Here is a 719-nt window from a genome sequence, read left to right as displayed (position 1 = left end):
CCTATTTTAAATAATAACACACAATCATCATCTGGGGGTGTTGAATATTTACAAATTTTATCTGAACACGAATGTGAACATAAAAAAATATTCATGTTAACATTACAAGAATTTGAATTGTTTAAACAATCTTATCACTACCAAAATTTGGAATTATTAGATGGTTATCTCTTTCAAGCAAGAGATGACCTTTTTACTGATTATATTGATGAATTTTTTGAATTGAAAAATTCTTCAGATAAAACAATCAGCAGAATAGGAAAAATGTTTCTTAATTCATTATGTGGAAAAATGGCTGAACGTCCTCATAGATTTAAAAGATATATCGAATTTGAAAATGATGTTCTTAGATTTATTTGGGGTGAAACAATATTCCAAAAATGTGGTTATTTGCCAATTTCTTTATTTGCTGGAAGTTATGCTCGTATGTTTTTAATTGAGTCTATTTACAAAATTGGACTTGAAAATTTTATCTATTGTGACACTGATAGTATCCATTGTTTCAAAACTGAAAATGCTAAAAAATTAGATATTCATCCCTCTAAAATAGGGGCTTGGAAATTAGAAAATAAAAAGAAAATTATAGCAGCTAAATATTTAGCTCGTCGTCGGTATTGTTTGCAATTTGAAGATAATACTTTTCAAGCAGTTTGCCCATATATACCTTCTGACAAATTAACGCCTCATATCAAGTCATTGGATGATTTTCAACTTGGTAA

At 28.1% G+C, this 719-nt stretch carries 1 protein-coding gene; it reads left to right on the top strand.

What is annotated here, in order from left to right; all coding sequences use genetic code 11:
* Positions 1-719 (top strand): DNA polymerase (locus tag ACFIM8_RS09255; RefSeq protein ID WP_375614847.1); only part of this gene is annotated, 719 nt, incomplete at both ends.

Origin of the sequence: Bartonella sp. AC535YNZD (genome assembly GCF_042196625.1) — a bacterium.
In the GTDB taxonomy this organism is placed as follows: Bacteria; Pseudomonadota; Alphaproteobacteria; order Rhizobiales; family Rhizobiaceae; genus Bartonella.
Note: the sequence above shows the minus strand (reverse complement) of the source record. Positions and strands in the feature narration are given on the sequence as shown.